This window comes from Paenibacillus curdlanolyticus YK9 (assembly GCF_000179615.1).
Lineage (GTDB): Bacteria > Bacillota > Bacilli > Paenibacillales > Paenibacillaceae > Paenibacillus_T > Paenibacillus_T curdlanolyticus.
In genome coordinates, this window is the sequence record NZ_AEDD01000011.1 from 18,359 (window position 1) to 41,067 (window position 22,709).

Genomic DNA, 22,709 nt, shown 5'->3' on the forward strand with positions numbered 1-22,709 from the left:
TGGCAGTGATGGATGCCAGCCAGTTATGGGGGAGTCCAGCATGAAGTCAGAAGCACCAGATTTGATTACATTCGGCGAATCCATGGCATTGTTCATGCCTCCAGAGCATCGCGCTCTGGAGCGTGCAGTGTCGCTGGAGCAGGGCTTCGGCGGCGCTGAGAGCAATGTGGCGATCGGAGCAGCGCGGCTTGGCGTATCCGTCGGCTGGTTCGGCGCGCTTGGCGACGATCCATTTGGCCGGATGATCGTGAAGACGATGCGCGGGGAAGGCGTCGATGTCTCGCAAGCGAAGCTGAGCACGGAAGCCTCCACGGGGTTAATGTTTCGGGAATCGGTGGCAGGTCGGCTTGCTGTTCATTATTATCGCAAAAACTCTGCAGCTAGCCAGATGGCGCCTGACGATCTGAATGAGGACTATATTCGCGGAAGCAAGCTGCTGCATGTAACGGGAATTACGATGGCGCTTAGCGAGAGCTGTCGGCGTACGGTTTTGCGTGCGGTTGAAATTGCGCGCGAGGCGGATGTTCCGGTTAGCTTTGATCCGAATCTGCGCCTTAAGCTTTGGTCGATTGAGGAAGCGCGCGAGGCGCTGCTGCCGATTGCGGCAAAAGCCGATTATTTCTTGCCTGGCTGGGACGAGCTTCAGCTATTGTATGAGACAAGCGATTGGGAACTCGTGAAGGCGCGCTTGAACGAGCTGAATGCGGTTTCTATCGTGAAGTCAAAGGATGATCAGACCGTCATTCTCGATAAGGGAAAGACGGATACCGTTCCGTTTTATCCGGCTGACAACGTTGTCGATACGGTAGGCGCGGGGGATGGCTTCTGTGCAGGCTTCTTATCCGGCATCGTTAAAGGGATGACGCCGGTTGAGGCCGTGCGGCTTGCTAGCGTGACGGGATCGCTGGCGGTACAGATGCGCGGAGATTGGGAAGCGCTGCCTACATGGGCTGCTGCTGCTCAGCGTCTGGACGGGAAAGCGTGGGTGGAGCGTTAATATGGCAGAATCGCAGCTATCCAAGGGACAACGGCGTCGCGACGGTATTTTGAACGAGCTGAAGCGGACAGGACGCATTACGATTGCTGAAATCGTCGAGCGCTTCGGTTGCTCGGAGGTTACAGCAAGGCGGGATCTGGAGCTTCTGGAAAGGTTGGAGCCGATTATTCGGACGATTGGCGGGGCGATGTACGATGGCATGAACGCTGCGAGGGATGTCAGCTTCGCCGAGAAGGAAGGTTTGTCCTACCTGGAGAAGGAGCGAATCGCTGCGAAGGCTGCTGAGCTAATTAATGAGGGCGATGTGATCGGGCTGTCCGGCGGGACGACGAATTATCTCATTGCACGTTCGATTAAAAACCGGCGAGGCATTACGGTCGTTACGAATGCGGTGAACATCGCGATGGAGCTTGCGGGCAGCGAGGTGCAGGTTGTTGTGACTGGCGGCATCATGCGCCACAATAGCTTCGAGCTGTGCGGCCCGCTTGGGGAAGCGATGGTTGCCCATCTGAATATCGGCAAAATGTTTATCGGCGTAGATGGCGTTAGCGAGACGGGCGGCATTACGACGTATTCCGAGCAGGAGGCTCAGATTGCAAAGGCGCTGATTGCACGGTCGCAACAGACGATTGCGGTGTTTGATCATACGAAAGTCGGAAGGACGTCGTTATTTTCCATATCGCCTTTATCTTATATCCATTCGTTCATCACCGACGCTCCGCTTACGCCAGCTGTTGCTTCAGAGGCTGAGCGGCTTGGCATTGAAGTGCAGCTTTGCGATAGCTAGACATTGAGCGCAAACAACGAACAAAGCCATTCATCGAAGGTATCTTCGAATGAATGGCTTTTCTGTGTCGTATTAAACGGGCGCCTTCCAAACGGTTCGTCCGGCAACCCAAGTCTGCTGAACATCCCATTGATCGTTCAAAAGGACGAGATCGGCGCGCTTGCCGACTGCGATGGAGCCAGTTGTTTCGGCTATTCCGAGCAGCTGTGCAGGATTGCCGCTCGCTTGCCGGCTGGCTTGCTGTACGCTCATGCCAACCTGCTCGACCATTAGCTTGATCGCGCCGTTCATCGTGAGCGTGCTGCCTGCCAAATTGTTGCCCTCCTGCAAGCGAGCGATGCCATCGGTTACGACGACGGCTAGTCCGCCGAGATCGTACAGGCCGTCGCCGAGACCGGCTGCTGACATCGCATCGGTGATGATGACGAGTTTGCCGGCTGGCTTGGCCGCAGCTAGTACACGTATCGCGGCCGGATGGACATGAATGCCGTCCGGAATGATTTCGGCATATACGGCATCCTCGGTGAGGACCGCTCCAAGCGTGCCCGGCGCTCGGTGATGGAGGCCGGTCATCGCGTTATACGTATGCGCGGCTTGGTTCAAGCCGGCCTTGACGGCTTGAACCGCTTGCTCGTACGAAGCGTCCGAATGCCCGCAAGCGGCGTTAATGTTGTTCTGGCGCAGCCACTGGATCAGCGGAAGCGCGCCTTCCTTCTCCGGCGCGAGCGTCATTTGGCGAATAAGGCCCGGCCAGCGTTGCTCCCAATCAGCCAGCCAATCGGCGCGCGGCGGGGATATGTGAGCTGGATTTTGCGCGCCGATCCATTTGTGACTCAAGAAGGGACCTTCCAGATGCACGCCCAACAGTTCAGCATAGGGCATTCCGTTCTTCTGATAGCGAGCTGCTGCTTCGAGTACAGCTTCAATCGCTTCAGGCGGTGCGGTAACCGTCGTTGCGAGCAGGCCGGTCGTGCCGTGTGCGGCATGGAATTTCGTAATCGTGTCATAGGCCTCGCTGCTGGCATCCATGAAGTCTGCGCCGTAGCCGCCATGAACGTGAACATCAATAAAGCCGGGAAGCAGCCAGCCGCCCTGTCCGTCAATGACAGCGCCTGCCGGGGCAGCTTGGTTCGGTTCGCCATTGGCGATAATTGCCGTAATGCGGCCGTTCTCCACCACGATGCGGCCATCGATAATGTGTTCGCCGCTAACGATGCGGACATTGGTAAGGGTATACGTTTGCTGCGAGTCATTGGCGCTCATCAAAGCGATAACTTCCTTCCCGCTTCGCGGTCGAGCAGCACGATAACGTCGCCATGCGTTTGCAGCAGCGATGCGGGACATTCCGTTGAAATCGGCCCGAACAACGCTTCGCGTACGATGTCGGCTTTATCTGCGCCACGTACCGCTAATATGATTGTTTTGGCTTTCAAAATGGAGCCGACGCCCATCGTGATCGCATGAGTCGGCACGTCGTCTTTCGAGTCGAAGAAGCGTGCGTTTGCATCGCGCGTTCTTTCTTGCAGCACGACGGCATGCGTATCGCCTGACAGCGTATCGCCCGGCTCGTTAAAGCCGATATGGCCGTTATGGCCAAGGCCAAGCAGCTGGATGTCGACGGGCTGCTCTGCGAGCATGCGCTCATAGTGCTTGCATTCCTCTTCTAGCGAAGCGGCCATGCCGTTCGGGAGATGGGCATGCGTTGCCGGTAGATCGATATGCTGGAATAAGTGCTTGTTCATGTAGGAAGCATAGCTCTGCTCATGATCAGGGGCGAGGCCGACGTATTCGTCGAGATTGAACGTCGTAGCTTCACGGAACGAGATATGGCGGCTGCGATGCTTCTCTACCATTTTTTCATAAATGCCGATCGGTGTCGAGCCTGTCGCTAATCCGAGCACGGCGTCCGGACGCCGTTCCACCGCACCGATCAAATATTCGGCTGCAATATCATCGAGCTGCTCCTGCGAGTCGAGTACACGAATGTTCATGTTGGACACCCTCCAAATTATCATTTGATTGTATTGTATGATAAATGAACGATAATGACAATAAAAATGATCGAAATGATCATTTTGATGATTTTAACAATCAAGAATTAAGGGCGTTAATTGAAACGCAAAGGTCTGGCCAATGGGTGAAGTTGCCCGCTGGCATAGGCTGCGTTATGATTGACAGAAGGCTTTATAGAGGGGGAATGAATGGTGACACATTCACCGCGGATCGTGGGAGAGGATGCGGAAGCAACGGCCAAACGCAAGGGCGAGCATATCCGCATCTGCTTGGAAGAGGAGGTCGGAGCTGTCGGCGTGCAATCGGGCTTCGAGCGGTATCGTTTTCTGCATAATGCATTGCCGGAGCTTAGCTTCGATTCGATAAGTTTGGAAACGTTTTTTTTGGGCAAAAAATTGCGTGCGCCGCTGCTTGTCAGCTCGATGACGGGAGGCACGGACGAGGCTTCCTCCATTAACCTGCGGCTGGCGGAAGCGGCTGAGGCAAGAGGCTGGGCGATCGGCCTCGGCTCCATGCGGGCTGCGATTGAAGAGGAGTCTCTTGCGGCTTCGTTCCGCATTCGCGAGGTGGCGCCGAGCGTGCCGGTGATCGCGAATTTGGGCGCGGTTCAGCTCGGGCTTGGTTATGGCGCGGCGCAATGCAGGCGGGCTGTCGAGCTCGCTGAAGCCGATGCGCTTGTGCTTCATTTGAACGGCATGCAGGAGCTGTTTCAGCCAGAAGGAGATACGGACTTCAGCAGCTTGCTGCGCCGGATCGGGGAAGTATGCGAGCAGCTTGAGGTTCCCGTTGGCGTGAAGGAGGTCGGCTGGGGCATCGATGGCCGAACGGCAAGCAGGCTGCTCGATGCAGGCGTTGCCTTTATCGATGTAGCGGGTGCAGGCGGGACGTCATGGAGCCAAGTCGAGAAGTTTCGTTCAACCGATCCGATGCGGCGCGCTGCTGCCGAAGTCTTCGCAGATTGGGGCATCCCAACGGCAGCATGCATTACAGATGTAAGGCGCGAACAGCCTTCCGCGGTTCTGGTTGCAAGCGGCGGGTTGCGCAATGGGGTAGAAGCGGCCAAAGCGATTGCGCTTGGCGCTGATCTCGTTGGCTTCGGAAGAACGCTGCTGCCGAATGCGGCAACGCTTGAAGGCAATGCTTCCGTCGAGCAGCAATTCGAGCAGATCGAATTCGAGCTGCGTGCTGCGATGTTCGGTATCGGAGCGAAGGATGTCCAGACGCTGAGAGAAACGGATCGGCTCGTACCGATCGGAGGGAGTTTCTGATGACAGAGCGAACGATAATCGTAGCAGGCAGCTTGAATATGGACATCGTCAGTCGAGTGCAGCAGTTTCCGCGTCCAGGCGAGACGATTCAAGGCGATGAAGCGAGCTATATTCCAGGCGGAAAAGGCGCGAATCAGGCGGTTGCTGCAGCAAGGGCAGGAGCAGTTACGTCTATGGTAGGCGCAGTCGGGAAGGATGGCTTCGGGCAGGAGTTGATCGTTTCGCTGGAGCAGCATGGCGTAAACGCCGATGGCGTGGCAGTGCTCGCGGGAACGTCGGGGCTTGCATTAATTACGGTGAATGGGGGCGGAGAGAACCAAATTATTTTGTGCCCAGGCGCTAATGGCCAAGTCGGGACGGAAACGTTAGCCGCTTTCCTGAAGAAAGCGGATGGAGCGGGAGCCGTGTTGCTCCAGAATGAAATTCCTTGGGCAGCCAATGAAGCGATCATGCGAAGCGCGTGCGAACGCGAAATAGCGGTTGTCTATAATCCGGCGCCTGCACGAGACATTCCGGAAAGCGCGTTTTCTTTAATTCATACGATCGTGTTGAATGAAACCGAAACGCTTGCGATAACAAGCATCGACCCATTTGCGGAGCACGGGCTCCATGATGCAGCAGCCCATCTGATCGATCTTGGCGTACAAGCCGTTATCATTACGCTTGGCGCGGAAGGCTCCTATTATGAGGATCGGGAAGGCTTCGTTTGCCGGATGCCCGCCCGCAAGGTGACGCCGGTCGATACGACGGCAGCGGGCGATACGTTTATCGGCGCATATGCGGCTATCCGGTTCGGTGGCGCGCCGGGCATGAGCGATGATGCGACGCCAGAGACGGCGCTTCGCTTCGCAACAGCTGCATCAGCGATTACGGTAACGAGGCATGGCGCGCAATCATCGATTCCGTCCGCGCAGGAGATCGTTGCTCTCCTCCAATCGGGTTCGCTCCTTTAAAGCGTACCGTTGGACCGAGGGACTCCTGTCGAGCTGCCGATCACGAGCGAATTGGGCAGCATGCACTGCTGCGGCGTTGAGCTGGACGATTTTCCTTCAATGCGATCTACGAGCAGTTGAATGCCGCGAGCTCCGAATTGATAAGCAGGCTGCACCGCCGTCGTAAACAGCGGATCGATTAAATCCCGATGTCCAAAATCGTCAAAGGTAACGATGGACATTTGGCCGGGGACATCGATGCCGCGGCGCCGGAACGATTGCAGCAGCCCGAGCGCGAGCATGTTGTTGCCGGCGAGAATGGCGGTTGGGGCAGAGGATGCCGATAACAGCTGCTCGGCGGCTGCCTCCATGTCCTGCATCCGATAGTTGGCCTGCAAGACTAGCCTTTCGTCATAGGGGAGGTCGTTCGCGGCAAGCGCTTCTCGATAACCCTCGTAACGATATCGGGCAGTGGATACGTCGAACGATCCGCCTACAAGGGCAATGACGCGGTGGCCAAGTCCGGCTAAATAATCGATAAGCTTACGCGAGCCGCCGATGCTATCGCCAACAACATTGTCGCAATCAATGCCAGGCACGTCGCGGTCGATCGTGACGAATGGCGTGCCGTGTCTTACGATCGTTTCAAGACGCTCCTTGGAGCTGTCTCCGGCTGGCGTGATTAGAATGCCGTCCACTCGCGTCGACAGGATCATGTCGATATACTCTTTTTCCTTGTTCGCATCCTCGTCGCTGTTGCCCAGCAGCAGCTTAAATCCAAGCGAGCGGGCTGCATCCTCCGCGCCGCGCGCAACGGTCGTATAGAACGGGTTCGTAATGTCCGTTACGAGCAGGGATAGAATGCCTGTCTTCTGCAAAACGAGTCCGCGCGCCATCGCGTTGGGCACGTAGTTCAGCTCCTCCATGACCTTCCGAACCTTTTCCCTCGTTTTTTCGCTTATTCTTCCTGTATTGTTAATAACGCGCGATACGGTCATCGCTGACACATCCGCTTGTTTTGCAATATCGTAGATCGTAACCATTCAGACCAGCCTTCCTTGCCCTCCATGCTTATTCTAGGGTGTTTTCATCGTACTCAATTTCAGGATTGACAGCAACCCTGTCGTTTGTTACGTTAGAGTTATCGATAACTCAATCAACTCAAGTCCATGCAAAGCAATCTAACTCAATCAAACGCAAAGGGAGAGGTTCCTATGGGCAAGGCGATTGACAGCGGGTCCGTTGCCATCGTGATGGATGATCGCGATCATGTTGCAACGGCGCTCCGTGATCTAGTTGCTGGGTCGGCGATATCGTATAAGCTCGGCGGCGAAACGGTGGAGCTGCTCTTATTGGAAGCGATCTCATTTGGCCACAAAGTAGCTGTCGTTGCTATTACAGAAGGCACGCATGTGCGTAAATACGGCGAGGTCATTGGCCGCGCGACGGTCAGTATCCCAGCGGGCCGTCATGTACATGTCCACAACATAGAAGGCATCCGCGGACGCGGGGATCAGGCGAATTCGGGTATGAGTTCGACGAAAGGAGCAGCGCAATCATGAAGACCTTCCAAGGGTATGCAAGAGCCAATGGCGATTTTGGCATACGCAATCATTTGCTTATTATTCCGACCGTCATTTGCTCGAACCAAGTCGTGAATCGGATCGCTCAGCTTGTGCCGAATACGGTTGCCATTCCGCATCAGCACGGCTGCAGCCAAATCGGGGCGGATAAGGATCGGACCTTCGAGGTTCTGGCGGGAACAGGGATGAATCCGAATGTGGGCGCTGTTCTTATCGTCAGCCTTGGCTGCGAGGTTGTGGATCCCGAGCAGTTGGCCGCTGCGATCCGTCGCACGGGCAAGGCAGTTGAGTTTTTCGATATCCAAAGCGTAGGAGGCTCCGTTAAAGCGATTCAGCACGGTGCCGATATTGCGAAGCGTTTGCGTGTGGAGCTGGATGCGCAGCCGCTGGTCGAGGTGCCGTACAGTGCACTCCGCGTCGGAGTGAAATGCGGAGGCTCGGATGCAACGAGCGGGCTGGCATCGAATCCTGCGCTAGGCGTAGCTTCCGACCTCATTATCGCCAATGGCGGAGGAATTGTGATCGGAGAGACGACGGAGATTATCGGCGCTGAGCACATTCTGGCGGATCGCTGCGTGAATGCAGAGGTTTCGGATAAGCTGTATGCGATTGTAAACCGATTCGAGCGCGAGGTGGAGAAGGTCGGCGCGGATATGCGCGGAGGCAACCCAAGTCCGGGCAACATCGCGGGCGGCTTGTCGACGATCGAAGAGAAATCGCTGGGCTGTATAAGTAAATGCGGAACTGCGCCGATCCAAGGCGTTATCGAATACGCGGAGCAGCTGCCAGGAGCAGGGCTGTACTTCATGGATTCGCCAGGCAATGATATTGAATGCGTGTCCGGCATGGCGGCCGGCGGCGCGCATATCGTTTGCTTCACAACGGGACGCGGTACGCCGACGGGCGCTGCTGTTGTGCCGGTCATTAAAATTACAGCGAACCAGCGGATGTACGAGAAAATGTCGGATAACGTGGATGTGAATGTGTGCGGCTTATTAACGGGGGAGATCGATCTAGCCGAAGCGGGAGCATGGATCGGGCAAGAAATTTATGAGGTCGCCGCTGGCAAGCTGACGGCAGCCGAAATCATTGGCCATCAGGAATTTAGCATCAATCGAATCGGGCCGAGTCTCTGAAGAGCCGGTAAGGAGGGACAATTGCCGTATGAATCGATTACGCAATAAAATCGCGCTCGTCACCGGCGGAAGCCGCGGCATTGGAGAAGCAATCGTTCTCCGCTTGGCGGAGGAAGGCGCTGACGTCGCGATCAATTATACGTCTGAACGATCAGAGGCGCTGGCGAATGCAGTCAAGCAGCAGGTCATTGCGGTCGGTCGACGTGCGATTGTTGTAAGGGGCGATGTCGGAATGAAGGCGGATGTGGAAGCCATGTTCGAGAAGGTCGAGCAGGAGCTTGGTGCTGTCGACATTCTTGTCAACAATGCAGGCGTAGCGCCATTCGAGCCGTTCATGAGCGTGACGGAGGAAACATGGGATCGTACGATGAACACGAATTTGAAATCGATCTTCCTCTGCTCGCAGCGTGCTGCACGCGGGATGATCGAAAGGCGACGCGGCAAAATCGTGAACGTGCTGTCAACGGCGAGCCTTGTTGTCACAAGCCCGGTCATCCCCCATTATCAATCGTCCAAAGCGGGCGCTTATATGTTAACGAAGGGCATGGCGATTGAGCTGGGCCAATTCAATATTAACGTCAACGCGGTTGGGCCGAGCACCGTCGATACTGATATGTGCACTGATTTTCTAGGTGCTCCGGGCATGCGGGAGCGTGAAGAGCAGGCGAATCCGATGAAGCGGATCGGCACGGCTCGCCAGATAGGCGACGCGGTCGTATTTCTGGCATCGGAAGAAGCAATGCAAATCAATGGTCATCTGCTCATGGTCGACGGCGGGCTTAGCGTGAAAGCGGCGCAGCCGGAAGACCATATGGAGCGTTAAGCGAACGATAAACGGGGCAATCAAGCAGAAGACAGCGTCTACTTGATTAGCCCCGTTCCGTCTATATGCACGCTCGTGCTTACCTCAAACTTGGCATCGGGATACAGCTTCAGCCAACGGTTCCATGTCGCATCCGAGCCGATATGCGTGGCGCGATAGCGCAGGCCGAAGCCGTATGGATCAACGTTCGCGTCGCGAATTTTCGTGAACAACGCCTCGGCTGCGGCTGAATATTGCTCGCCAAACGCCTTCTCGATCGGCCCCCATGGGGTGTTGTACAGATCACGAGGCGCTTGCTCCAGCACGCATTTGATTCGAACCTTCATTTTGATGGTTGCTTGCCCATTGCTTTCGACAATCCGATAGTGGCGGCTGATGCTGGACACGACCGCTACGATTTTTTCGCCCTTGTAATCGGCTCTTAGCGACGACTTTATAAATTTGAAGTTGAGCTGGTTAAATTGCTGCGTTTCCTCGCTTGTGAGCATCAGCTTCATCTGCTTTTTATCTAGAAAAGCAACTTTGCTGATCATATAGGTCATCTGATCCCTCTTAATGACCGGGAGCAACGGATCCAGGCCTCTCTCCATGAACCTCCGTTCAAAATCGAAAATAAATTGCTGCACCGTAAAAGGCGAGTCCGTCCCTTGCGTGCCGAACGAGAGGAACAACGTATTGCCGGGATAACGCTCTGACGGAGGCTCTGCGTAGAGTACGTCATGTGCAGTCGGACGGCCGATGGCGACATCCGCAACGCTTTGGATATCACGTCGCCGCAGCATCCAGGTCAGCGCTTCGGCATAGTCCGAGCGCACGAGCGATTCGCCGAAGACGAACACTTTGCAATGGCCAAAATCCAATTCCTTATCCACGTGAGCCTTGAGCAGCCGAACGCCCTCTGCAATCGTAGCCGTTTCAATCGTTTCCATTTGCGATTTGGATGCGCCTGGCTCCGTCTTGGGAGACGGAATGGCAAGCCGCAGCGTGACCCGATATGGCTTATCTGGGTTGTCCGTACGGTCGATCCCGGTGGAGACGACGAAAAACCGTTTATCGATGTCCTTAAAGCCGCAGCCTGAAAGCATTGTAATCGTAAGGCCGATTAAGGCGGCCAGCATCATAAGGCGTATTCGAATCATGTGGGTTTTCTCCTTGTAAGACTTAGCAGGAATATCCAAATGACGAGCCCGTATTCGGCTATCATGCGCAGGATGAGCCAGTATTCGGTGAGCTTCGAATAATCCTTTTCGTTTAGCAGGTAGAGCGACAGGATCGTGGTCAAGGCGAAAATGGAACAGATGACATAGTTTCGTATCGGGATCGGATGCTCGTCGATGGCCAGCTTGTAGCGAGGCAAGCAGCTTTTGACAATTTCCATCGCTTGATGCCAGCCGGAGGCGGTATACACCAGCGTCAGGTTCAGATACAGGATGAGAAACACGAACAGGACGCGTTCGATGAAGCCATACTCCATGACGAGCGAATCGGAGGTCGCAGTCCATACATACAGGTAAGAGCCTACGCCATCCGTGCCATGCAGCCCGATCGGAACAAAATACGAAACCGCGAGCACGGCGATGCCGATCGTTGGAATCAGCCATTTGAGGCGAAAATGAAAATTGGGCGGAAACGCGCGGTTATAGACCGACAGATTCACATAACCGGTAAAGATAAACGTTGCCGCTGCGATAGGCGCAAGCTTTGGCATAATGTGAAAGTAGTTGCTCGCCGTTCGAATTTCATCCCATAAAAGCTGATTGCTTCGCGCCGCTTTAATAAGCAGCAGCAGGATGAGCGGCGTGTTAACGATCAGCACAATTTCCATATTAAACATCATGCTCAAGGTCGATCGGGTGGCGGCGTAGAGGCAGATTACCGCCATTATCGTTAAGATGACAAGCGTATTCGCATCCGGATTGAAGAACCGATTAATAAGCAGGGCATAGCCGGCCAGCGCGATGCTTGAAGCCGTGAACCACATAAAGGCAAACACGATCAGCACAGGGATGACAGCCCATCGGGGATGCCGTTCGAATAAAATCTCGGGAACCCCTTTGCTCGGAAACTTCGACATCGCGTGAATGAACAGCAAAGCGGCAGTCGTTCCGATAAGGGCGGCGACAATTAAGGAGGAGACGGCCCCTTTATAACGATATTGGAACAGGATGTTTGGCACGAACAGCATGAGATTCAGAAAGCTGACGAGAACAAAGTTGTAAATGACGTATCGGTTCATCTCGCATTCACCTGCCCGATGTCGCCCTTGGCATGCTTAATGCCTCCGATGAACCGGAAGTACGGCTTGCCGAAGCTGCGAAGCTGCGACAGGTAGACGATGTAGATGAATAGCCCGAACGCAACGCCGGTAACGCCGAAGAAGATGGAGATGACGATTAACGGATATTTCAAAAACCGGATCGCGTACGACATCGAAGAAATCGGGACGACAAAGTTTGAAATCGCCACGACGGACGTCACGATAATCATAATGCTGCTCACCAGCCCCGCTTGCTGCGCAGCTTGTCCGAGGATGAGACCGCCGACGGTCGTCGCGGTTGATCCGATATAGCGCGGCAGCCTTGCGCTCGCTTCAATTAGCGCTTCAATAAGGAAGAGCATGAGAAATACCTCGATGAATGATGGGTATGGAACCGCCGATCGACTGCCGGCAATGGAGAAGGCGAGTTGAACACGAAAAAGCTCCGGATTGTAGGAAATGATCGAGATGTAAAGCGCCGGAAGCGTAATCGTCAAAATGATCGCTAAATAACGGAGCAAAATCAAGGTGCGCGTCATCCAGAACGATTCGTATCGATCCTCCATCGCGTGCATGAAATCAAAAAAGGTCGCGGGCAACACAATACCGAACATGTTGCCGTGCATGAGCAGCACCATTTTGCCTTGGCCGAGCGCGCGGGATATACGGTCGGGGCGCTCCGTAATGAGCATGGTCGGGAACAACGAACGGCTAGGATGAGTAAGCAGCTTCTCCAGCTCGCCTACCGCATTCACAATTTCGGTCGAAACGCCCATCAGCTTCTTGCGCACATTGGCTAGTACCGTCGGGTCCACACGTTGTTGGTCGTAGAGCAGCAGCAAGCGCGTTTGCGACAACGAACCAACGGTTCCTTCCTCGATTTTGAGCTCAGGAGAAGGGTAGCGGGTACGTATCAAGTTGATGGAGTCGATCAAATCTTCATTAAGCGCGGTTTGCGGTCCCTGCACCGTGCTTTCAACCTCGGCGACGGGGGTCTGATTCCGAATAACGCGCGCAGCATCTAGTGCGTATACATAAGATTCGATTTGGAGCAGCACGAATCCTCGAAGCAAGGTATCAGCCCACCGCGCTGGATCTTCTACAAGCTTGAACGACGGATTCGTTGCGAGAATCTCTTTGAACGATTGATGCTCTTGCGTGAAAGGAACGAGAATGAAGTCGCTCACCTTACTTTCGTCCACAAGAGAGCCGATGTAAGCAACCTCCAGCACGAAATGTTTATTCTGAATGCGATGCGTATTCAAGTCCTTGGCCTCAGCAAAAATCGCAGTGACTCGCTGCAGCATATCCGCTCCGCCTCCTTCCAATTTCCGGTCATGCCCCTTAGTGTGCACCTTCGAGCGGAAAATATGTCCTATTCAAGCGATTAACGGAAATCGGCGAAACGTTTTTTGCCGCAGCAGCTATAGTTGCAGTACAATATAACGAAGAAAAGATCGGCAAACAGCCGGCATAATGGGAGCTGTGAACATGGGAGAATGGTTTGAGCGGAGCTTCGGAACCGACTATATGGTTGTCTATAAGCATCGGAATTGGGAGCAGGCGAATCGCGAGATTAAACAGCTGTGCGACTGGATGGAGCTGCCGACCGGCACGGAGCTGCTCGATGTCGGCTGCGGGATGGGACGGCATGCGCTAGCGCTGGAGGAGCTGGGCTACACAGTAAGCGGGATGGACTTGTCGGCTCCGCTGCTGGAAGAAGCGAGACGGCATGATGAACAGCAGCGCGTACGCTGGTTCCAAGGGGATATGCGCAAGCTGCCGTTCGAGGACGGCGCCTTTGACGCGACCGTTAATTTATTTACGTCCTTCGGCTATTTCGAGGAGGAAGACGAGAATAAGCAAGTATTGCGCGAGCTGCGGCGAGTGCTGCGCCCGGGCGGTCGTTTCGTGATCGATTTCCTGAATGCGAATTATGTGGCCCGCACGCTCGTCCCTCTGTCTGAACGCTTAGATGACGAGACCGGCTGGACGATTCGCGAGGAGCGGCGGATTGAGTCAGGCGCCGTATGCAAAACGATAACGATTCAAGCGGGCACGCCGGAGGAACGCCGGTACGAGGAGCGGGTGATGCTCTTTCATCTCGAATGGTTCGAACAAGCGCTTGCCGAGTCCGGGCTTCGACTGGAGCGGACAGCTGGCCAGTATGACGGGAGCCCCTATGATGCAGCGCAGTCCATGCGGCTCATTATGTGCGGGACGGTGGCGGAATAATGGACAACATTAAACCGCTGCAGGTGAAAACGTGGAACGAGAATTGGCTGCAGGTGAAGGTGCCGCTGCCATTCTCGCTCCGTTACGTGAACAGCTATGTTCTGCCGGAGCCGACTGGCGGTTATACCGTCGTTGACCCGGGCTTGCATACGCCGGAGGCTGTAACAGCATGGGAGGCTGTGTTCCGCCATGCTGGCATTGCCTTCACAGACATTGTGCGCATCATCGTCACGCATCAGCATCCCGACCATTATGGGCTTGCAGGCTTGTTCCAAGAACGGTCCGGAGCACAGGTATGGATGACGGAAGCGTCCCATCGCTACGCCATTCGGATGTGGGGGGAGCATCGGGAGCTTGGGGACAAGCTGACCGCGCAATTTAGCGCGCACGGGATGCCTGCTGGGCTGGTGGAAGGCATTGCGGATAACCTGGATAGCTTCCTTGCTAGCGTATCGCCGCAGCCAACCGTTACTTACATGAAGCCGGGCGAGCCGATCGCCTTCGGCGGCATTGCATGGCAGTCGATTGACGCGCCAGGGCATGCCCTTGGCCAGCTTCTCTTCTATGACCCGATCAGTCAATCGATTCTATGCGGGGATCAAGTGATGCCGGATATTACGCCGAACGTCAGTCTCGTGCCTGATGAGCTGGATGATCCGTTGGACGCCTTCATGCAAAGCCTGGAGGAGCTTAGCGTGTTGAACGTTTCGAGAGCATTCCCCGGGCATCGCAACCCGTTCACTTCTTTTTCGGAGCGCTGTTTGGAGCTTAAGCGGCATCATGCGCAGCGTTTGGATGCGATCGTCGAGCTGCTGGAAGAGCCGCAGCGGCAATTGGCAACCGGCTTTGAGCTGTGCGAGCTTTTATTTGGCACGCGGCATCGCGAGAACAAGCATAACCTCCGTTTTGCGATGGCCGAAACGTTAGCGCATCTGGTGCATCTCGTCAAACGAGGCCGTATCGCCCAAGTGGAGCGGGATGGGCAGCTGTTTTTTGTCAAAGCGGATAGGCAGGGCGGCAGCGCTGCATATTAATGCCATCAGACGAAGGAGCTGACGCCTTGGCTGCGGCTCCGGATCAGGGGTGATCCGATGAAGGGCAAATTGATTCTCATCACAGCCATCTATAGCGTATTTACCATCGGTTACATGCTGATGATGGATCTGTTCATGAATCTGACGGTCAGCCAGTCGTTTCATAAGCTGACGAGCCAGATGATGACGATGCAGCCGCTCGAGAAAGCGGCAGGCGCGGGCTGGTGCCTCGCGCTTCTTTATTATTTGTGCAATGGCTTCGGCATTAAGTGGAAGAAGCGCCTCCCGGGCGGCGTCGAATAAGGGAGACGATGAGCACGATTGCAGGGATGATGAAATCGAACGGGAAGATGACGTAGGGGTTGAGAACAAATCCTTCGACGTAGTTTTCCGCGTAGCTGCCGGCGAGCATCATGCAGCTGAATAGCACAATAAAGCCGATCGGCAGAGCAAGCTGTTTGATCGACACTCGCCATAAGTCGGCGATTGCCATCGCTGCAACGTAAGCATAGATCGCGCCTTTGAAGAAATAGCTCAGCATTAAGGTCGAGATGGCGATGGCGTCGACCTTCTGGATAAAATCGCCGATGTTGATTTGCGAGGTTGTCGTCATGAGCGGAAACACCGATCGCATGAACAAGTCGCTCCCCAGCACGGCAACATTCAAGGCCATTGTATACGCAAGCACGAATCCGGTCGTAATCATTGTCCACATGCCTGTGAGGACGGATTTACGGCCTTTTGGCGCGACATAAGGGAACAGCATCGTAATGACAAGCATCTCCCCGTAGGGGAGAAAATACGTGCTGGGAACGGAGTTCATAACAGGCCTCCAGCCATTTTCCATGACAGGAAGCAGTCGGTTCACATCGACGACGCCAGAAGCGAACAAGAAAATCGAGGCCATAAAGCCAAGTCCGACAATGCCGGTCAAGAAGATCGTACACGATCGGCTTATGCTTTCAATCCCGCAGTATAGGAGATAGATCAAGGCCAGCCCCATCAGTGTCAGCATGGCGAATAGCGGCGTCTGGTCATAGACGGAAATGACGAGCAGATTGCCGCAGCCGCGAACGTTGCGCGTCGCCTGATAGATGAAATGCACGCTGTACAAAAAAGCGATCGTCTTGCCGATCGGACCGCCAAGCACATCTGGCAGGTAGCTGGTCAACGGCTTATTCGGATGCAAGCTATAGAGCTTGGCATAAATGGCATATAGAAGAAGCCCGGGCACAAGCCCGAGCAAAATCGCCAGCCATACATCCTTCCCCGCCCCAACGCCAGTGCCGAGCGCAATGGTGCCGCCTAATAAATACATGCCGATCAGCATATAAAAATGCAGCCGGCCAATTCGGACTTGTTCCACAATGCTCCCCCGTTATTATTGCTCATTTTGCTGCTGCTTCGCATTCTGATTCATCTTCTGCAAATACGATTGATTGCGCATTCCCTGATGGCGAATATAGGTGTGCACCGTCACTTGTACGGGGCTGTCTGCGAACAGCTGCGTCCAGTTGGACTGCACACGCCGCCATGCTTTCGGAAATTTGCGCTTGAACGATTCGTTAAGCTGGATATAATCCAGTCCGCTCTCTTGCGCATGCGTGACCGCCTGCAGCACCTCTTCCCGAATGGCTTGGGACCAGCTCTGCTCCAAACGCACTATTGCTTTGGGCTGCGACAGGTCGACCGGCGCGCGAAGCTCGGATACCGAGCCTTCCGCCGTAATCTCGACTCGGAAGGACGGCTTGCCGTCTGCTAAGAGCGGGATGACCTTCGAGCGGGCCCCCATCACCTCTATGGTGACAGCCTTCTCTTCGCTTCCGCTCGTTGTGGCTGGAACGTTCATGACGGTGCTGTGGATTTTGTTCAACGCCCATAATGTGCCGCGGGCACGAGGGCCATCCAGCCATTCCACGAGCTTGCCGTCGCGAAATACGCCGATTTTATTCATCGCAATCAGCGAGTAGGAGTTCGTTTTCTCGACATTGGCCTTTTGTTCCGCCTCTAACGCCGGGCCGTAACGTTTCACGCCGCTGATGAGCAGCGTCCGATTGTTGGATACGAGCATGCGGACGACATCGTTTGCGGCGGTCGTCAAATTTTCGCCCCACAGCTTTGAGGAAAATTTGATTTTGCCCACGAAGGCGTTGGCAGGCAGCTTCTCAAGCGGCGTTAGCGTCTGAAGCACCGACTCCGCCGTGCTTCCGCGACTGATGAGAACGAGCGATGTCATGCGCGTTTCCCGCGAACGCTCGAAAAAATCGAAGAGCTCGGAAATGCCGGACCGCGCCATCGTTTCACCGATCATGATGAGCCGGATATGGGCGAAAAATAGCTGCCGGGGCACCTTCTCCGCTGTTTTGCGGATCGCTTCGAAGATGGATACGCCATTGCTCGCAAACATCGTAATTGGCACTGCGGCAGAGTTGTTGTTGGTATTGGAAGCGACTACGCCGGAATTGGCGACCTGGAACGACACGCGATACGGCTCCTCGGCTGTTCCTTTATCAATGCCTAACGCCATGACGATGGCCAGATTTTTAGGCTCCCTGCTGTTCCAGCAGCCGGTGGTCGGGAGCAGCAGAAGCAGCGCGAGCAGAACGAGAATCAGCCGCGAGCGGGCGCGTCTCATGCTTGCGGCATTCCCTTCTTCTGATGAAGCGCCATATAGGGCGTTCCGAATGAACGAAGGCTGCACAGATGGGCGACGAGGAAGATCAGCCCGATCAGAATGCCGAACAAGCCGAACGTTCCGGCGAGCACCATAAGCGAAAATCGCAAAATCCGGGCGGAGATCGCAATATTAAACGCGGGCGACGTAAAGCTGGCAATGCCGGTCGAGGCGACTACAATGACCATCGCGGCTGAGACGATTCCCGCCTGTACGGCGGATTGGCCGAGGATCAGCGCGCCGACGATGGAGACGGCTTGGCCGACGGCGCGCGGCATCCGAACGCCTGCTTCCCTCATGAGCTCGAAGCTGACCTCCATCAGCATGGCTTCCGCGAATGCCGGGAAGGGTACGCCTTCGCGCTGCGCGACAAGGCTGATCAGCAGCGGAGTCGGGATCATTTCCTGATGGAACGTAATAGCGGCAATGTAAAGCGATGGCCCGAGCAGTGAAACGATATATGCAACATAACGCAGGACGGTAAGCAATATACCGATATCGGCTCGCTCATAGGCATCCTCGGCAGCCCGAAAGAATTGATAGAACGTAACCGGAACGACCAGCACGAAAGGCGTGCCGTCGACGATGATCGCGACTCGCCCGCTTAGGAGAAGCGAGACGACGCTGTCCGGCCGCTCGGTGTTATAGATCGTCGGGAACGGCGTGAAACGCTTTTCTTGCATAAGCCGTTCCAAGGAGCCGGAATCAAGCACGCCGTCGGTTTGAAGCGATTGCAGGCGTGTGCGGACCGTTTGGAGCAGCGCCTCCTCGGCTTTTCCGTTCACGAACATGATCCCGATTTGCGTACCGGTGACGGATCCGATTCGGTAGGTTTCGAGCATGAGTCCGGGCTTTTGAACGCGTCTTCGGATCAGCGATATATTCGTTGCAAACGATTCAGTGAAGCTGTCCTTGGGGCCGCGGACGACGACCTGCGTGGTCGGCTCCGTTATGCTTCGCCATTCCAGCTGGCGCGTTTCGCACACGATAGCGGTGTCGAGCCCATCCAAGAGCAGCACAGCATCTCCCCTAACGATCGCATGGAGGACGGATTGCCAATCGCTCGTCGTGTGAATCATGCCATTGGCCCATTCGCCGCTTTGAATGCGGGCGATAAGAAGCGCGGGCGAATGGGCTTGATGGAGCCAGCCGTCGATCCCGCATATTTGATCAATCGATTCCGCGTGCGACATCGTCATATTATAAATGAACGAGCCCGCTGTACCGTCGTCGCACTGCAAGGAACGGTAGGCCATATCGCCGTGTAGGCCGAATAATTGCTGGAGCTGATGAAGGGCGGCCGACAAGGAGCGTTCGATCGGCTGCGGCGTGCCGTTCTGCTCGAACTGCGGGTTAGCTTGGGAAGTTTGTCGAATCACGCGATCACCTCCGCTATAGGATGATCGGAAATTATTGGAGATATACGGCGTGCGCGAATCGAAGGCAAAAAGAAGAGGCAGCCTCCAAGCCGTCATGAGACGGGTTGAATGAGCTGCCTTATTTGATGCAAAGGTTGAACTAGGCCTACTGCTGCTGTTCCAGCTCGGCATGCTTGCGATGGGCGATACGGCTTGCAGCAGCCGCTGCAATCGCTCCGACGATGTCATCGAGGAAGGTGTGGCAATCGCGGCCGTTTTTTTCATTTAACCGTTTTAAGATGCCGGGCTTTAGCTTGTCGATATAGCCGAAATTCGTAAATCCGATGCTGCCGTACACGTTGACGATCGATAAGGCCAGCACCTCATCGCAGCCATAAAGCGGCTCGTCGTTCATGATCATGTCCTGCAGCGGCGGCAGCAGCTTCTGCTCTTCGGCAAGCAGATCCAGCTGAATGCCGGTCAACACCGCATTTTGCACCTCGCGCTTGGCGAGCACCGACTCGACATGGACGATGCATTCTTCTACGGTCAGATCGGGGTAGTAGGCTTTCTGCAAATCATGAGCCAGCTCGGCGATCTGGAGGACGGAAACGTTGCGGCGGGCAAGCCACTGCATGGTCGCGTCTGCGACCGCACGACTGTTAAGGCTGTACGGCTTCGGTGTGGACATGGCGCAAGGCCTCCTTATCGAGTCTCTCGTTCTCGCAATAATTCATGGGACAAAACTGGTCTAAAATACCGGGGGGCTCGTATACATAGTACTACAAAGCGACCAAATGAACCAAATTCGCCGGAGACGGCGATTAGATGATGGGAGGAACGGACGGAGATGAAACGAAATCGCTGGATTCGCCGAGCAGCATTGACAGGGGTAGTCGCGTTGCCGTTAATGACGGCAGGATGTGGGGTTTTCTCGAACAATGCGTCCAAAGAGATCGATCCGCCGCCAGTCGAAACGCAAAATAGTCCAAGCAGCACGATCCCGCAGGGCGGCGGGGGAATAGAGACGGGCTCGACAGTTGATTTGCAAACAGGCGAGTCGCAAATAACGGTCTACCTCTTGGACGACAACGGCTACCTTGCGCCTGTTACGCTTCGGACAACCTTAGGGGAGAAAGAATCGCTGGGCAAGAAGGCGCTTGAGATGATGGTCGATGGCGGGGATTATGCAGATCAGCTGCCAGCAGGGTTCCATGGCGTGCTGCCCAAGGGTACGAAGATTAATGGGTACGTGGAGTCGAAGGAGAAAAAGCTTGCCACCGTCGACTTTAACCAATCCTTCGTCAATTATAACGCAGCGGACGAGCGCAAAATTGTCGAGGCGATCGCGTGGACAATTACGGGCATGCCGAATGTGCAAGGCGTAGAGCTGCGACTGGAAGGGGCCAAGCTGGCTGAGATGCCTGAGCAGGCTTATCCGCTGGACCGTCCGCTGGACCGCACGGTTGGCATTAATCTTGAAACCGCGGAAGGCGTCGATTACAGCCAATCGTCGCCGGTTACGCTCTATTTTGCAGCAGAGACGCCGGAAGGCGATTCCTACTATGTTCCTGTGACGCGCTTGATTGACCGGACGGACAATCTGGTGAAGGCATCCGTCGATCAGCTCGTGCTCGGGCCGGAAGATCAAAGCAATCTGATCGGGCTCATGACGCCGGACGTCCAAGTGAAGAGCGTTCAGACGAAGGATGACATGGTAACGGTCGAGCTGCAGGATGACGCTTATGAGGAAGGGCAAAAAGAGCCGGCGGACATGATGCAGGCGATCGTATTGTCCGTCACGGAAAATGCAGGCGCGTCCAAGGTATTGATTAAATTGAACGGCAAATCGAACTTCACGGATGAGAATAACGTTTCGTACAGTCAGCCTGTCTCTCGTCCAACATCGGTTAATGCAGTTAAATCTTAAAAGGTGGATGCTTGCCCGCGTCAAGCGGCTGGCATGCGATACGAACAGAAAGCGGCAAGGCTGTGCGGGATACGCAGGCCTTGCCGCTTTTTTTGTTGTTTTTGGCGGCAAGTCGATTTTATTGCGGTCGTCTGGTAAAATGGGGAAGGTTATCATTTGCGCCATGGGCAGTGGGCACTAATTCAAGGAGGACCAGCATGAGAATCGATGGACGAGAGGCTGCGCAATTGCGGTCGATTACGATAGAGACAGGCGTTAATAAATATGCAGAGGGCTCCGTGTTGATCGCATTCGGCGATACGAAGGTGCTCGTTACGGCAACGGTCGAAGACCGCGTGCCGCCTTTTATGAAGGGACAGGGCAAGGGATGGGTAACGGCGGAGTATTCGATGCTTCCGCGCGCGACGCAATCGCGCAACCAGCGCGAAGCGGCAAGAGGCAAATTGGGCGGCCGTACAATGGAAATCCAGCGGCTCATCGGCCGCGCTTTGCGCTCGGTCGTCGATCTGCAAGCGCTCGGCGAGCGCACGATTACGCTGGATTGCGACGTCATCCAAGCAGATGGCGGCACGCGCACGACCTCGATTACAGGCGCGTTTATCGCGTTGGCGATTGCGGTCGATAAGCTGGCGGAGAAAGCGTCGTTCAAGAGCTATCCGATCACGGATTATTTGGCATCGGTTAGCGTTGGCGTCGTGAATGGCAGCCCCGTGCTCGATCTGAATTATGACGAGGATTCCAAAGCGAAGGTGGACATGAATGTGGTCATGACCGGCGCAGGGCAATTCGTCGAGGTGCAGGGCACGGGCGAGGAGTCGCCGTTCTCGCGCAGCGAGCTGGATGCGCTGCTCGGTTTGGCGGAAACGGGTATTACGGAGCTCATCGGCAAGCAGCGCGAGGTGCTTGGACAAGCTGGCGCTCGCATCGGCGAGGGCAGCCGATGATCGGAAGCGGGAATGTTGTCGTCGTTGCGACAGGGAACGCAGGCAAGGTAAAGGAATTTGCTCACGCTTTTGCGCAGCTTGGCGTAGAAGTGAAAAGCTTGAAAGATTTCGACGGACTTCCGGACATCGTTGAGGATGGCGATACCTTCCAAGCGAATGCGAGGAAGAAAGCGAAAATCATCGGCGATGCGCTCGGGCTGCCCGTCCTCGCTGACGATTCAGGGCTATGCGTCGACGCGCTCGGCAACGCGCCCGGCGTTTATTCCGCGCGTTATGCTGGCGAAGGAGCGACGGATGCGGACAACAATGCGAAGCTGCTGCGGGAATTGTCCAAGCTGGCAGGCGCAGCTGCGGATATTCCGGCGGTCGCGCCGCATGGCGTCACGCTGTTCGGGGGCGCGCGGTTTGTATGCGCGCTAGCCTTGTACGATCCTGCAGACGGCTCGTTCATGGATGCTGAGGGCGATGTGCCCGGCCGCATTTTGTCCAGTGCGCGCGGGACAGGCGGCTTCGGCTACGATCCGCTATTTTGGCTGCCGGAGCTTGGCCGAGCGATGGCGGAGCTTTCGACGGAAGAGAAGCAGGCGATCAGCCATCGCGGCGCTGCGCTTCGCAAGCTGTTAGCGCAGCTGAACAACTAACCAAGCATCAACGCATGCATGACGCATGAGAAAAGGCTGTCACGCCCGCTCGCGAATTGGGATTCGCGAAGCGGGACGACAGCCTTTTTGCGCATAC

The 22,709-nt window shown here is 55.4% G+C and carries 23 protein-coding genes; 13 read left to right on the plus strand and 10 right to left on the minus strand.

The features are described 5' to 3' along the window. Positions 1–40: 40 nt before the first annotated feature. Positions 41–997, plus strand: a complete 957-nt coding sequence (locus tag PAECUDRAFT_RS18965; RefSeq protein ID WP_006039753.1) for a sugar kinase — start codon at positions 41–43, stop codon at positions 995–997. A 1-nt stretch (position 998) separates the two neighbouring features. Next, the gene (locus tag PAECUDRAFT_RS18970; protein ID WP_006039754.1) at positions 999–1,784 is read left to right on the plus strand and encodes a DeoR/GlpR family DNA-binding transcription regulator; all 786 of its coding nucleotides are present in this window, start codon (positions 999–1,001) and stop codon (positions 1,782–1,784) included. A gap of 72 nt (positions 1,785–1,856) precedes the next feature. Here PAECUDRAFT_RS18970 and nagA read toward each other — a convergent pair whose 3' ends face one another. Together nagA and nagB are read right to left on the minus strand one after the other, a co-directional pair. Then, positions 1,857–3,047, minus strand: a complete 1,191-nt coding sequence (nagA, locus tag PAECUDRAFT_RS18975; RefSeq protein ID WP_006039755.1) for an N-acetylglucosamine-6-phosphate deacetylase — start codon at positions 3,045–3,047, stop codon at positions 1,857–1,859. Continuing rightward, positions 3,047–3,775, minus strand: coding sequence for a glucosamine-6-phosphate deaminase (gene nagB, locus PAECUDRAFT_RS18980; protein WP_006039756.1), 729 nt, complete (start codon positions 3,773–3,775; stop codon positions 3,047–3,049). Before nagB ends, nagA begins: the two co-directional genes overlap by 1 nt. Positions 3,776–3,985: 210 nt before the next feature. On the opposite strand from nagB, the gene fni reads away from it, so the two are divergent. Continuing rightward, entirely contained in the window at positions 3,986–5,065 is a 1,080-nt protein-coding gene (gene fni / locus PAECUDRAFT_RS18985) for a type 2 isopentenyl-diphosphate Delta-isomerase (RefSeq protein WP_006039757.1), read from the plus strand. Beyond that, on the plus strand, positions 5,065–6,018 hold the full coding sequence (gene rbsK, locus PAECUDRAFT_RS18990; RefSeq protein WP_006039758.1) for a ribokinase: 954 nt from the start codon (positions 5,065–5,067) through the stop codon (positions 6,016–6,018). Before fni ends, rbsK begins: the two co-directional genes overlap by 1 nt. Here the strand turns inward: rbsK and PAECUDRAFT_RS18995 are convergent. Then, positions 6,015–7,040, minus strand: coding sequence for a LacI family DNA-binding transcriptional regulator (locus PAECUDRAFT_RS18995; RefSeq protein ID WP_006039759.1), 1,026 nt, complete (start codon positions 7,038–7,040; stop codon positions 6,015–6,017). The genes rbsK and PAECUDRAFT_RS18995 overlap by 4 nt on opposite strands. Before the next feature lie 171 nt (positions 7,041–7,211). Between PAECUDRAFT_RS18995 and PAECUDRAFT_RS19000 the strand changes: the two genes are divergently transcribed. The 3 genes from PAECUDRAFT_RS19000 to PAECUDRAFT_RS19010 are packed head-to-tail and all read left to right on the plus strand — an operon-like array spanning position 7,212 to position 9,539. Further along, positions 7,212–7,559, plus strand: a complete 348-nt coding sequence (locus PAECUDRAFT_RS19000; protein ID WP_006039760.1) for a UxaA family hydrolase — start codon at positions 7,212–7,214, stop codon at positions 7,557–7,559. After that, entirely contained in the window at positions 7,556–8,716 is a 1,161-nt protein-coding gene (locus PAECUDRAFT_RS19005; protein ID WP_006039761.1) for a UxaA family hydrolase, read from the plus strand. Before PAECUDRAFT_RS19000 ends, PAECUDRAFT_RS19005 begins: the two co-directional genes overlap by 4 nt. A gap of 28 nt (positions 8,717–8,744) precedes the next feature. Beyond that, the gene (locus PAECUDRAFT_RS19010) at positions 8,745–9,539 is read left to right on the plus strand and encodes an SDR family NAD(P)-dependent oxidoreductase (RefSeq protein ID WP_006039762.1); all 795 of its coding nucleotides are present in this window, start codon (positions 8,745–8,747) and stop codon (positions 9,537–9,539) included. Positions 9,540–9,577: 38 nt separating this feature from the next. Here the strand turns inward: PAECUDRAFT_RS19010 and PAECUDRAFT_RS19015 are convergent, their stop codons facing one another. From PAECUDRAFT_RS19015 to PAECUDRAFT_RS19025, 3 genes are read right to left on the minus strand one after another with little or no spacing between them, the layout of a single operon-like run. After that, the gene (locus tag PAECUDRAFT_RS19015; protein ID WP_006039763.1) at positions 9,578–10,678 is read right to left on the minus strand and encodes a Ger(x)C family spore germination protein; all 1,101 of its coding nucleotides are present in this window, start codon (positions 10,676–10,678) and stop codon (positions 9,578–9,580) included. Further along, positions 10,675–11,775, minus strand: a complete 1,101-nt coding sequence (locus PAECUDRAFT_RS25960; protein WP_006039764.1) for a hypothetical protein — start codon at positions 11,773–11,775, stop codon at positions 10,675–10,677. The genes PAECUDRAFT_RS19015 and PAECUDRAFT_RS25960 overlap by 4 nt, the downstream gene beginning before the upstream one ends. Further along, positions 11,772–13,103, minus strand: coding sequence for a spore germination protein (locus PAECUDRAFT_RS19025; RefSeq protein ID WP_006039765.1), 1,332 nt, complete (start codon positions 13,101–13,103; stop codon positions 11,772–11,774). The genes PAECUDRAFT_RS25960 and PAECUDRAFT_RS19025 overlap by 4 nt, the downstream gene beginning before the upstream one ends. A gap of 184 nt (positions 13,104–13,287) precedes the next feature. Between PAECUDRAFT_RS19025 and PAECUDRAFT_RS19030 the strand changes: the two genes are divergently transcribed. The 3 genes from PAECUDRAFT_RS19030 to PAECUDRAFT_RS19040 are packed head-to-tail and all read left to right on the plus strand — an operon-like array spanning position 13,288 to position 15,368. Next, a complete protein-coding gene (locus PAECUDRAFT_RS19030) occupies positions 13,288–14,031 on the plus strand; it encodes a class I SAM-dependent methyltransferase (RefSeq protein WP_006039766.1) in 744 nt (247 codons plus the stop codon). Further along, positions 14,031–15,065, plus strand: coding sequence for an MBL fold metallo-hydrolase (locus PAECUDRAFT_RS19035; protein WP_006039767.1), 1,035 nt, complete (start codon positions 14,031–14,033; stop codon positions 15,063–15,065). Before PAECUDRAFT_RS19030 ends, PAECUDRAFT_RS19035 begins: the two co-directional genes overlap by 1 nt. A 57-nt stretch (positions 15,066–15,122) precedes the next feature. After that, positions 15,123–15,368 carry a hypothetical protein gene (locus PAECUDRAFT_RS19040; protein ID WP_006039768.1) on the plus strand — a complete coding sequence of 82 codons (246 nt, stop codon included), beginning with the start codon at positions 15,123–15,125 and terminating at the stop codon, positions 15,366–15,368. Here PAECUDRAFT_RS19040 and PAECUDRAFT_RS19045 read toward each other — a convergent pair. The 4 genes from PAECUDRAFT_RS19045 to PAECUDRAFT_RS19060 all read right to left on the minus strand — a co-directional run bounded on the left by PAECUDRAFT_RS19045 (position 15,331) and on the right by PAECUDRAFT_RS19060 (position 19,788). Then, positions 15,331–16,431 carry a GerAB/ArcD/ProY family transporter gene (locus tag PAECUDRAFT_RS19045; protein ID WP_006039769.1) on the minus strand — a complete coding sequence of 367 codons (1,101 nt, stop codon included), beginning with the start codon at positions 16,429–16,431 and terminating at the stop codon, positions 15,331–15,333. The genes PAECUDRAFT_RS19040 and PAECUDRAFT_RS19045 overlap by 38 nt on opposite strands. Before the next feature lie 15 nt (positions 16,432–16,446). Continuing rightward, entirely contained in the window at positions 16,447–17,700 is a 1,254-nt protein-coding gene (locus PAECUDRAFT_RS19050) for a Ger(x)C family spore germination protein (RefSeq protein WP_006039770.1), read from the minus strand. Further along, positions 17,697–19,118, minus strand: coding sequence for a spore germination protein (locus PAECUDRAFT_RS19055; RefSeq protein ID WP_006039771.1), 1,422 nt, complete (start codon positions 19,116–19,118; stop codon positions 17,697–17,699). Before PAECUDRAFT_RS19055 ends, PAECUDRAFT_RS19050 begins: the two co-directional genes overlap by 4 nt. 145 nt (positions 19,119–19,263) lie before the next feature. Then, positions 19,264–19,788 (minus strand): phosphatidylglycerophosphatase A family protein, encoded by a 525-nt coding sequence (locus tag PAECUDRAFT_RS19060; RefSeq protein ID WP_006039772.1) that lies wholly within the window; start codon positions 19,786–19,788, stop codon positions 19,264–19,266. Positions 19,789–19,947: 159 nt separating this feature from the next. On the opposite strand from PAECUDRAFT_RS19060, the gene PAECUDRAFT_RS19065 reads away from it, so the two are divergent. From PAECUDRAFT_RS19065 to PAECUDRAFT_RS19075, 3 genes are all read left to right on the plus strand, one after another. After that, entirely contained in the window at positions 19,948–21,027 is a 1,080-nt protein-coding gene (locus PAECUDRAFT_RS19065; protein WP_006039773.1) for a GerMN domain-containing protein, read from the plus strand. 197 nt (positions 21,028–21,224) lie between these two features. Beyond that, the gene (gene rph / locus PAECUDRAFT_RS19070) at positions 21,225–21,971 is read left to right on the plus strand and encodes a ribonuclease PH (protein WP_006039774.1); all 747 of its coding nucleotides are present in this window, start codon (positions 21,225–21,227) and stop codon (positions 21,969–21,971) included. Then, the gene (locus tag PAECUDRAFT_RS19075) at positions 21,968–22,612 is read left to right on the plus strand and encodes a non-canonical purine NTP pyrophosphatase (protein ID WP_006039775.1); all 645 of its coding nucleotides are present in this window, start codon (positions 21,968–21,970) and stop codon (positions 22,610–22,612) included. The genes rph and PAECUDRAFT_RS19075 overlap by 4 nt, the downstream gene beginning before the upstream one ends. Positions 22,613–22,709: the final 97 nt, after the last annotated feature.

Excerpts from the sequence above, each read along its gene's own strand:
- PAECUDRAFT_RS18965 (WP_006039753.1), top strand. The coding sequence starts at position 41 with ATGAAGTCAGAAGCACCAGATTTGATTACATTCGGCGAATCCATGGCA.
- PAECUDRAFT_RS18970 (WP_006039754.1), top strand. The coding sequence starts at position 999 with ATGGCAGAATCGCAGCTATCCAAGGGACAACGGCGTCGCGACGGTATT.
- nagA (WP_006039755.1), bottom strand. The coding sequence starts at position 3,047 with ATGAGCGCCAATGACTCGCAGCAAACGTATACCCTTACCAATGTCCGC.
- nagB (WP_006039756.1), bottom strand. The coding sequence starts at position 3,775 with ATGAACATTCGTGTACTCGACTCGCAGGAGCAGCTCGATGATATTGCA.
- fni (WP_006039757.1), top strand. The coding sequence starts at position 3,986 with ATGGTGACACATTCACCGCGGATCGTGGGAGAGGATGCGGAAGCAACG.
- rbsK (WP_006039758.1), top strand. The coding sequence starts at position 5,065 with ATGACAGAGCGAACGATAATCGTAGCAGGCAGCTTGAATATGGACATC.
- PAECUDRAFT_RS18995 (WP_006039759.1), bottom strand. The coding sequence starts at position 7,040 with ATGGTTACGATCTACGATATTGCAAAACAAGCGGATGTGTCAGCGATG.
- PAECUDRAFT_RS19000 (WP_006039760.1), top strand. The coding sequence starts at position 7,212 with ATGGGCAAGGCGATTGACAGCGGGTCCGTTGCCATCGTGATGGATGAT.
- PAECUDRAFT_RS19005 (WP_006039761.1), top strand. The coding sequence starts at position 7,556 with ATGAAGACCTTCCAAGGGTATGCAAGAGCCAATGGCGATTTTGGCATA.
- PAECUDRAFT_RS19010 (WP_006039762.1), top strand. The coding sequence starts at position 8,745 with ATGAATCGATTACGCAATAAAATCGCGCTCGTCACCGGCGGAAGCCGC.
- PAECUDRAFT_RS19015 (WP_006039763.1), bottom strand. The coding sequence starts at position 10,678 with ATGATTCGAATACGCCTTATGATGCTGGCCGCCTTAATCGGCCTTACG.
- PAECUDRAFT_RS25960 (WP_006039764.1), bottom strand. The coding sequence starts at position 11,775 with ATGAACCGATACGTCATTTACAACTTTGTTCTCGTCAGCTTTCTGAAT.
- PAECUDRAFT_RS19025 (WP_006039765.1), bottom strand. The coding sequence starts at position 13,103 with ATGCTGCAGCGAGTCACTGCGATTTTTGCTGAGGCCAAGGACTTGAAT.
- PAECUDRAFT_RS19030 (WP_006039766.1), top strand. The coding sequence starts at position 13,288 with ATGGGAGAATGGTTTGAGCGGAGCTTCGGAACCGACTATATGGTTGTC.
- PAECUDRAFT_RS19035 (WP_006039767.1), top strand. The coding sequence starts at position 14,031 with ATGGACAACATTAAACCGCTGCAGGTGAAAACGTGGAACGAGAATTGG.
- PAECUDRAFT_RS19040 (WP_006039768.1), top strand. The coding sequence starts at position 15,123 with ATGAAGGGCAAATTGATTCTCATCACAGCCATCTATAGCGTATTTACC.
- PAECUDRAFT_RS19050 (WP_006039770.1), bottom strand. The coding sequence starts at position 17,700 with ATGAGACGCGCCCGCTCGCGGCTGATTCTCGTTCTGCTCGCGCTGCTT.
- PAECUDRAFT_RS19060 (WP_006039772.1), bottom strand. The coding sequence starts at position 19,788 with ATGTCCACACCGAAGCCGTACAGCCTTAACAGTCGTGCGGTCGCAGAC.
- PAECUDRAFT_RS19065 (WP_006039773.1), top strand. The coding sequence starts at position 19,948 with ATGAAACGAAATCGCTGGATTCGCCGAGCAGCATTGACAGGGGTAGTC.
- rph (WP_006039774.1), top strand. The coding sequence starts at position 21,225 with ATGAGAATCGATGGACGAGAGGCTGCGCAATTGCGGTCGATTACGATA.
- PAECUDRAFT_RS19075 (WP_006039775.1), top strand. The coding sequence starts at position 21,968 with ATGATCGGAAGCGGGAATGTTGTCGTCGTTGCGACAGGGAACGCAGGC.